Annotated in this window: 11 protein-coding genes; 4 read left to right on the top strand and 7 right to left on the bottom strand. The window is 62.8% G+C overall.

Features of this window, described 5'->3' with window-relative positions:
* Positions 1-189: 189 nt before the first annotated feature.
* Positions 190-1,179 (bottom strand): nicotinate-nucleotide--dimethylbenzimidazole phosphoribosyltransferase, encoded by a 990-nt coding sequence (locus ACCO56_RS32965; protein WP_433645200.1) that lies wholly within the window; start codon positions 1,177-1,179, stop codon positions 190-192.
* Positions 1,180-1,349: 170 nt separating this feature from the next.
* Between ACCO56_RS32965 and ACCO56_RS32960 the strand changes: the two genes are divergently transcribed.
* Positions 1,350-1,580 (top strand): DUF1289 domain-containing protein, encoded by a 231-nt coding sequence (locus tag ACCO56_RS32960; protein ID WP_433645199.1) that lies wholly within the window; start codon positions 1,350-1,352, stop codon positions 1,578-1,580.
* A 13-nt stretch (positions 1,581-1,593) separates the two neighbouring features.
* Positions 1,594-2,295, top strand: coding sequence for a TIGR02281 family clan AA aspartic protease (locus tag ACCO56_RS32955; protein ID WP_433645198.1), 702 nt, complete (start codon positions 1,594-1,596; stop codon positions 2,293-2,295).
* Positions 2,296-2,373: 78 nt separating this feature from the next.
* On the opposite strand, the gene ACCO56_RS32950 is transcribed toward ACCO56_RS32955, so the two are convergent.
* The 6 genes from ACCO56_RS32950 to ACCO56_RS32925 form a co-directional block, all read right to left on the bottom strand.
* Complete coding sequence (locus ACCO56_RS32950) at positions 2,374-2,994, bottom strand: ATP-dependent Clp protease proteolytic subunit (protein ID WP_433645197.1); 621 nt, start codon at positions 2,992-2,994, stop codon at positions 2,374-2,376.
* Positions 2,995-3,119: 125 nt separating this feature from the next.
* Complete coding sequence (locus ACCO56_RS32945; RefSeq protein ID WP_433645196.1) at positions 3,120-3,557, bottom strand: SRPBCC family protein; 438 nt, start codon at positions 3,555-3,557, stop codon at positions 3,120-3,122.
* Positions 3,554-3,868, bottom strand: a complete 315-nt coding sequence (locus ACCO56_RS32940; protein WP_433645195.1) for an ArsR/SmtB family transcription factor — start codon at positions 3,866-3,868, stop codon at positions 3,554-3,556. Before ACCO56_RS32940 ends, ACCO56_RS32945 begins: the two co-directional genes overlap by 4 nt.
* 76 nt (positions 3,869-3,944) lie before the next feature.
* A complete protein-coding gene (gene dusA, locus ACCO56_RS32935) occupies positions 3,945-4,937 on the bottom strand; it encodes a tRNA dihydrouridine(20/20a) synthase DusA (protein WP_433645194.1) in 993 nt (330 codons plus the stop codon).
* A 141-nt stretch (positions 4,938-5,078) separates the two neighbouring features.
* Positions 5,079-5,465 (bottom strand): type II toxin-antitoxin system VapC family toxin, encoded by a 387-nt coding sequence (locus ACCO56_RS32930; protein ID WP_433645193.1) that lies wholly within the window; start codon positions 5,463-5,465, stop codon positions 5,079-5,081.
* A complete protein-coding gene (locus tag ACCO56_RS32925; RefSeq protein WP_433645192.1) occupies positions 5,462-5,707 on the bottom strand; it encodes a type II toxin-antitoxin system Phd/YefM family antitoxin in 246 nt (81 codons plus the stop codon). Before ACCO56_RS32925 ends, ACCO56_RS32930 begins: the two co-directional genes overlap by 4 nt.
* 452 nt (positions 5,708-6,159) lie before the next feature.
* Here ACCO56_RS32925 and ACCO56_RS32920 point away from each other — a divergent pair, with 452 nt between their 5' ends.
* Both ACCO56_RS32920 and ACCO56_RS32915 read left to right on the top strand, forming a co-directional pair.
* Positions 6,160-6,609, top strand: coding sequence for an RrF2 family transcriptional regulator (locus ACCO56_RS32920; protein ID WP_433645191.1), 450 nt, complete (start codon positions 6,160-6,162; stop codon positions 6,607-6,609).
* Between the two features lie 28 nt (positions 6,610-6,637).
* Positions 6,638-7,987, top strand: a complete 1,350-nt coding sequence (locus ACCO56_RS32915) for an FAD/NAD(P)-binding protein (RefSeq protein WP_433645190.1) — start codon at positions 6,638-6,640, stop codon at positions 7,985-7,987.
* The last annotated feature ends 187 nt before the right edge of the window (positions 7,988-8,174 follow it).

The following is an 8,174-nucleotide window of genomic DNA, read 5'->3' as shown; positions in this document are numbered from 1 at the left end:
GCTTCGCGGCCACCTTCTCCCACAAGGGGAGAAGGCAGGAGCTTGGCGCAGGCGCTCTTGCCAATCGCAAACGTTGGCGGTTGGCACCGGCGTCGCGGCCAACCTTCCCTTCTCCCCTTGTGGGAGAGGTGGCCGAGCGAAGCTCGGTCGGATGAGGGGTGAGCCTTTCTGCTACCGCACGAGAATATATCAGAGCGTCGCAACCATTCCCGAGTGCACCAGCGCCGCCGCCTTGACCACGCCGAGCGCGAGCGCAGCGCCAGTCCCCTCCCCATGGGCGAGGCGGAGATCGAGCACCGGCTCCATGCCGAGCCGCTTCAGCGCCTTCGCATGGCCGGGCTCGGCCGAGACATGGCCGGCGACGCAATGGTCGAGCGCGGCGGGACTGACCCGATGAAGCACGGCAGCCGCTGCAGTTGCCGCGAAGCCATCCAGCACCACGGCCACTTTCTGCATACGCGCAGCGATAATGGCACCGGCGATCGCCGCGAACTCGCGGCCCCCGACGCGGCGGAGGACCTCGAAGGGGTCTTTCAGGTTGCTGCCATGGAAGGAAAGCGCGGCATCCACGGCCGCGGCCTTCCGTGCGATCATTTGGAGGTCGGCGCCCGAGCCGGGTCCAACCCATTCAGCACCGGAGCCGCCGTAGAGCGCCGCAAGCATCGCCGCCGCGACCGTTGAATTCCCGACCCCGAGATCGCCGATCGCGATGATGTCTATGCCACCCGCGATCGCCTCCATGCCGAAGGCCATGGTCGCGGCGCAGCCGCGCTCATCGAGAGCCGCATCCTGGACGAAGTCGGCAGTGGGAAGATGCAAGGCGAGGTCGAAAACCTTGAGCCCGAGATCATTGGCCAGGCAGAGCTGGTTGACCGCCGCCCCGCCCGCCGCGCACATCTCCACCATCTGCGCGGTCGCCTCCGGCAGACGCGGCGATACGCTATGCTTGGTGATACCGTGATTTCCGGCGAAGATCGCCACAAGCGGACGCGTCACGGCCGGCGGGCGCCCGGTCCAACCCGCGAGCCATTCCGCGATTTCCTCCAGCCGTCCGAGCGAGCCCCGCGGCTTGCGCATTTGGCCGAATTGCGTGCGCACCTTCTCGGCGGCGGCCTCGTCGCGTGCGGGAAGCTCTCGCATCAAGTTGCGGAAATCTTCGAAGGGGAGTCCGGTCGTCATCTGTCCTGTCCTGCCTATGGCAAGGGCGACATAACGAGCTTCGCCGCGCCGCACAATCCATCCCGCACGATCACTGGTGTGAGAAAACGCCTCCCCATGACGCAATCGACGGGGCTTGTTTTGGCTTTCCTGTTACACCATGTGCATTGAGCGAACGGAACCGCGCCGCCTTGTCCATCGAATCCCCTTGCATCCTCGTCTGCTCCATCGACACGAAGACCGGCTATTGCTTCGGCTGCGGCCGCACGCGCGACGAGATCGCCAGCTGGACCGACATGACGCCGCAGATGCGACGCGACATCATGGCCACGCTCCCGGCCAGGCTGGCGACGGTGGAGCGTAAACCGCGGCGCGAAACGCGGCGGGCTAGGATGGCCCGCGAGCGCAACGCGGCGGAATGACCGGGACAAGGATATGCGCACGAGCAATTTCTTCTGGGTCGTCATGGCCGCGATCGGAGGCGGACTTATCCTCCTGCTGCTCAGCGATACCACGGACGCGCCCTTTTCCGGGAACGATGACCTCGGCCGCATGCTTTATCTGGGCATCTGGGGCACGGTTATCGCGGCCGGCATATTGGGCTCGGGCATGCGTCTCGGTTATGTGGCACGCAGCCTTGCGCTGTGGCTGCTGGTCGCGCTCCTTCTCGTGGCCGGCTATCAATATCGCTACGAACTGCAAGACGTCGCGAACCGCGTCACTGCCGGCCTGGTTCCCGGCAGCCCCATATCGATCAGCGACGGCGGCAACACGGTGATGCTGGAAAAGGCCGGGAACGGCCATTTCGAAGCACGGATCTTCGTCAACGGCGCGCCGGTGCAGACCGTCGTCGACACGGGCGCAACCGCTACCGTACTGACGGCGGCCGACGCCCGCGCGGCGGGCTATGACCCGGCGTCCCTCAATTACACGATCACCGTCTCGACCGCCAACGGCAGGGCGCGCGCGGCGCGCGTCACCGCCGACGAGATCACGCTGGGCACGATCAGCCGCAGCAACATTCCGGTTCTCGTTGCCGAGGCGGGCATGCTCGACCGAAGCCTTCTCGGCATGAATTTCATCAGCACCCTGTCGGGCTTCGACGTACGCGGAGACAGAATGATCCTGCGGGACTAAAGCATGTCGCGCGACATGGCTGTTGTTCTTCTGCATGTCCTTTGCCCAAAACCGCTGCACACTTTTGGGCGACATGCATTAGACAAAGGCCTGCTGCGGGACCGGCATCCGCTTCTCGTAAATGTGGTCGACGATGCCCCAGGCCTTCGCTTCGTCGGCTGTCATGAAGAAATCCCGATCAAGCGTGTTCTCGACCTCCTCCAGCGTGCGTCCGCAATGGCGGGCATAGAGTTCGTTCATCCGTCGCTTGGTCTTGATCACGTCTTCGGCGTGACGTTCGATGTCGGAGGCCTTCCCCTGGAAACCTCCGGAAGGCTGGTGCAGCATGACGCTCGAATTGGGTAGCGCGATGCGCAGGCCGGGGGTGCCGGCCATCAGCAGGAACGAACCCATGGATCGAGCCGTGCCGATGCAGACCGTCGAGATCGGGCAATCGATATATTGCATCGTGTCGTAGATGGCGAAGCCGCTGGTGACGACTCCCCCCGGCGAGTTGATGTAAAGCGCGATCTCCTTCTTCGGGTTGTCCGATTCCAGCGACAGGAGCTGCGCGCAGACAAGGGCCGAGACATTGTCGTCGATCGGCCCATTCAGGAAGACGATCCGCTCGCGAAGCAGGCGCGAGAAAATGTCGAAGGTACGTTCTCCTCGGCTCGACTGTTCGATGACCATGGGGACGAGATTGGCGACACTGTTCATTGCTTGCGGTCTCCTGTGTGTTTTTCGCGGCCAAGCGGGATCGCTCGGCGTCGCACGGTGCGGCCAACTTGGATGGATCCAGACTGAGGGATCGCCGCTTCGCGTCCAAAGGGACGCGGATCGGACTACGCTGCGCGCGAGAGCCGCGGGGCTATGTTGGTGTTCGCGGCCTGCAGCGCCATGATCGATGCTTTCGCTCTCGCCCCGGAATGGACGATCCGCAGGTGCGTGCCCCCCTCGCCGTCCCGCGAAAGCTCGAACGTGACGACCGACGTCAGCGCATTGTCCCGGGCCTCGCCGTCACGCCAGGAATAGCGGAGCCGGCGGCACGGTTCGGCCTCGAGCACTTCGCAATCGATGCGATCCCCGGCGGGGCCGTCCGCGTGCAAGGCAAATCGTTCACCTTCGACGGGCCGGATGTCGTTGGGCATCAGCCATGCGCCGAGAAGCTCGGGGACGGTGAGTGCGCGCCACACCTTCTCCGGCGGATGCGGCAGGTCGCATTCGGTGACGACGGAGAGCTCGGCGCCCTCCTGGTCTTCCCGATCGGTGAGTTCCATCATTGGTCCATACCTTTCAGCACATCCTTCAGCCGTTCGACGCGCTCCGGCCAGAACAGGCGGTAACGCTCCATCCAGGCCACGAGAGGCGCCATCCCCTGCGGGACGACCCGATAATAGCTGTTGCGGCCGTCGCGCCGTTCCGCGACGAGCCCCGCTCGCTTCAACGCAGCCAGGTGTTGCGACACAGCCGGTTGCGAGATCGAAAACCCGGATTTCAACTCACCGACGCTCATTTCTCCACCGGCGAGACGTTCGAAGACGGCGCGGCGGGTCGGATCGGCAAGGGCCCTGAAGATTTCGGTCTCGATCATGGATAATTTATAAGCCGATACTTATCGATTTGGCAAGCGTTATGTGCTTGTCCGCTTGCATCTCGGTAATCGAAGATCAGGCCGCAGCCTCGGTCCGCTCCAGCGAGACCGCCTCGAAGGCCTTGAAGAGGACTTCAGGCCCGGCTCCCGGCCTCGTGGCATCGGTGGAAAGGATCTGCCGGTAGCGGCGAGCTCCGGCAAAGCCGTGGAACAGGCCGGTCATGTGCCGCGTGACATGCGAGAGCCGCCCGCCCTCGGCAATGTGGCGTTCGGCATAATCCGCCATGGCGGTGATGACGGCCGCATAGCTCAGAGGCCGATCCGGTTGCCCATAGATGCGATGATCCGCCTCGCCCAGAATGCCGGGCGTGTGATAGGCGGCCCGCCCCAGCATCACACCGTCGACGTGTCCAAGATGGGTTTGAGCATCGTCCAGCGATTGAATGCCGCCATTGATGCCGATGAAGCGGGTGGGATATTTCTGCTTCAGTCGATAAACGCGCGGATAGTCGAGCGGCGGGATGTCGCGGTTTTCCCGGGGGCTCAGGCCCTCGAGCCAGGCCTTGCGCGCATGCACCCAAAGAGCGTCGGCACCCTCGCCGAAGACCGTCTCCGCCATGGAATCGAGCGCCGTCTCGGTGTCCTGCTCGTCGACGCCCAGACGGCACTTGACGGTGACGGGAATGGAGACGGCGGCCTTCATCGCCGCGACGCAGGCGCCGACGACGTCCGGCGTGCGCATCAGGCAGGCGCCGAACGTGCCGGATTGCACGCGGTCTGACGGGCAGCCCACATTAAGATTGATCTCGCCATAACCGAAGTCCGCGCCGATACGGGCAGCCTCGGCGAGTTTCTGCGGATCGGAGCCGCCAAGCTGCAGGGCGACGGGATGCTCGACCGTATCGAAGCCGAGCAGACGCTTGCGGTCTCCATGGATCGCCGCATCGGCCACGACCATCTCGGTATAGAGCAGGGTCGAGCGGGTGAGCTGCCGGTGGAGGTACCTGCAGGCGGTATCCGTCCAGTCCATCATAGGCGCCACGGCTAGTTTGTGGTTCCCGTAAGCCATCTTAGTTGCTGATTTTCCTGCGAATTCGTTGACGCTCGTTGCCACACATCGACCCTTCCGCCGGACAATGCAGCACTGGCACGGCCTTACATAGTACCGCGACACACTTTCCGCGAGAGGGACTGGGCCTCGCAGCTGCCATCAGAACTTTCTTATCGGCGCGGGGTATTGGGCGAGAGCCTCGTCGACTGTTGCCAAGGTGATCCCTTCAACGAGCGATTGCGCGACAAGCAAGCGATCGAATGGATCCTTATGAATCGCAGGAAGCCCATCGACTGCTACGGTGTGCTCGCTCGTGATGCTGAGTTCCTGATAACCGCTGTCGAACAATCCTCGCCTCAGCAGGCGTGGATCGACCTGAAAGTCGGCCCGGCCAAGGCTCCGTTTAACGGCGACTTCCCAAAGACTGACCGGACTGAACAACAGTTCGTTCTCCGGATCTTCGATCGCCGCGAGAGCCGCGACGGGCAGTCGGTCCGGTTCTCCGGCGGCCCACAGTATGAGGTGCGTATCGAGCAGCAGCTTCATCGGTCAATGTTGAACAGCCGCTCGATCTCGTCGCTCCCCATCCGATCGAAGTCGTCAGGTACGGTGAATTGGCCCGCCATGAACCCGACCCGACGCATCTGGGCCGGTGCCGGCTGATCGACAGGAACGACCTTGACCATCGGCTTGCCCGACTTGGCGATCACGAATGGCTTACCCTTGGCGGCCTGCTCGACGAGGCGTGACAAATGTGTCTTTGCCTCATGAATGTTCACGGTTTCCATGAGCGTCCCTGATCAGACTTAGTCCAGTAGACTTAGTTCACTTCAATCCCGGAATCAAGTGCCGGTGGAATTCGGGACCGAGGTCTCCAACGAGCACGGCGTTTGGTCGGCCGTTCTAAACAACGGCGCCCTCGCCAAAAATCCTACCGTTCGATACCGCCAATAAGCACGCTCTTTCCAAGGCATCGCGGTTCAAGCCCACTAACTTATGGAGTTAACGGAGACGCGCAGCCCCGAGCCTTTGTCGAACGGCAAGAATATCGGCAAAAAAATGGCGACGGTGTGCTGCCGTCTGCCAAAAAGTCACGAAAAATCAAGAGTTTCCGCTTGTATATTATCTCTGCAAAATTTATGTACCGTAGAGGTCGGGTTGCGGCGGAAACGAGCTGTCGTCATCGGCAAGACAGAAGAAGCTGGTCGAGGCAGCGGCGTTTCCATGACAGTTCAGGACGATGCTCACTAAAAAAGGCAAATACGGGCTCAAGGCTCTGGTCCACCTCTCCTATTTGCCGGCAGGGCAGCTTGCCTTCGTCAACGACATCGCCGTCGCCAACAACATTCCCAAGAAGTTCCTGGATGCAATCCTCGGCGAATTGCGCAATGCCGGTTTCGTACAGAGCCGAAAAGGCAAGGACGGTGGCTATCGGCTTGCCCGGCCGGCGGGCGACATCAAGATCGGCCATGTCATTCGCGTCCTCGACGGCCCTCTGGCGCCCCTGCCTTGCGCCAGCCGAACCCAATACCAGCCATGTGAAGATTGCGACGAGGCGACATGCCAAGTCCGACACATGATGCTGGAGGTCCGCCAGGCGATCGCCGAGGTGCTGGACAACCGCAGCCTTGCAGCGATGCGCGACAGCGCGGACGACGATGTCGCCACGGTCCTGAAGTACCAGAACTGAAGCGGCTTACCGCGAAAGCAGACGCATCATGACGGCCCGCGCCTCCTTGCCGTCCATCATCATCATTGGTGGCGGGGCGAGCGGCATCCTGATGGCTGCCCATCTGCTGCGGGGAAACGATGCGGACATACGCGTGACGATCGTCGAGAAGGGCCCTGCCTTCGGCAAGGGCATCGCCTATTCGACGACCCTGCCCGACCATGTGCTCAATGTGAGCGCACTCGGCATGAGCGCCTATGCCGACGATCCCGAACATTTCTTCCGCTGGCTGGTGGAAACGGGGCAGGCAACCCCCGAAAATCCCGCCGTCTACGTACCGCGCCGCATCTACGGCGAATATCTCGCTTCCGTGCTGGCCAAACTCCGTGGCCAGGAAGCGACAACGGGCAGGCTGCGTACCATCGCGGAAGAGTGCCTCTCGGTCCAGCCGACGGCATCAGGGGTGGAGGTGCGTCTTGCCAACGGCACCAGTATTGTCGGTCATGCGGCAATCCTGGCTGTAGGACACGAAGAACAGCCCTCCCCCGATCACGCTTTCGCCATCCGGCCAGGACCGGAAAGCGACACGCCGCTCGAGGCCGATGCGCCGGTTCTCATTCTGGGCACCGGCCTGAGCATGGTAGACATGTGGCTGTCGCTGGAAAGTCGCGGGCATCGCGGTCCTGTCGTTGCCGTGTCGCGACGCGGGCTGCTGCCGTCCGTCCATCGCAAGGGTAATCCGATACGGCTCGACCGCGCCGATATTCCGTTGGGCACCGAGCTCTCATATTTCGTGCGATGGTTCCGCGACCTCGTCCGCGCGACCGAAAATGCCGGCGGCAACTGGCGTGACGTCGTCGACGGGCTGCGGCCGTTCAATCAGTTGATCTGGCAGAACTGGCCGGTTTCGGCCAAGCGCCGCTTCATCGAGCACACCAAGGCCTGGTGGGACATCCACCGTCACCGCATGCCTCCTCCCATCCATGAGCGGGTCTCGGAAGCCGTGAGCGACGGCCGCATCAGGCTCGTGGCAGCGAAGGTAATCAACGTGGATCAAACGCAGGACGGCTACGCCGCAACCCTCCAGCCGCGCCACACCACCCAAACCGAGATCCTCCGAGCGACGCGCATTTACGACTGCACAGGCATCGTCAGCGATCTTTCAACCGGGTCCAACCCGGTGGTCCGATCGCTGATTGATCGCGGACTGGCGCGGCCGGACCCGCTGCGCATCGGCCTCGACGTCGGCCAGGACTGCGCCGTCCTCAATGGAGACGGCATCCCTTCGAAGCGCCTTTACGCCATCGGTCCGCTCACACGAGGCGCTTTCCTGGAGATCGATGCCATTCCCGATATCCGCATCCAATGCGCCGGAGTCGCCCGACACCTCGTCGGATGATCGTGATCACCAGCGGCCGTGCCGCGGACCGTCGGGAGCGCAGAGGAGTAGACGTCACGGCAGTAGGCACCCCCTCTGTCCTGCCGGACATCTCCTCCACAAGGCTACGAGATTCACACATCTCACGTATCGTCGGCGGTCTCTGGAACACCCCTCATCCGACCTCCGGCACTTGTGCCGCGGCTCA

It is taken from the genome of Mesorhizobium sp. 1B3 (genome assembly GCF_050958605.1).
In the GTDB taxonomy this organism is placed as follows: Bacteria; Pseudomonadota; Alphaproteobacteria; order Rhizobiales; family Rhizobiaceae.
This window is presented reverse-complemented; position numbering and strand designations above follow the sequence as displayed.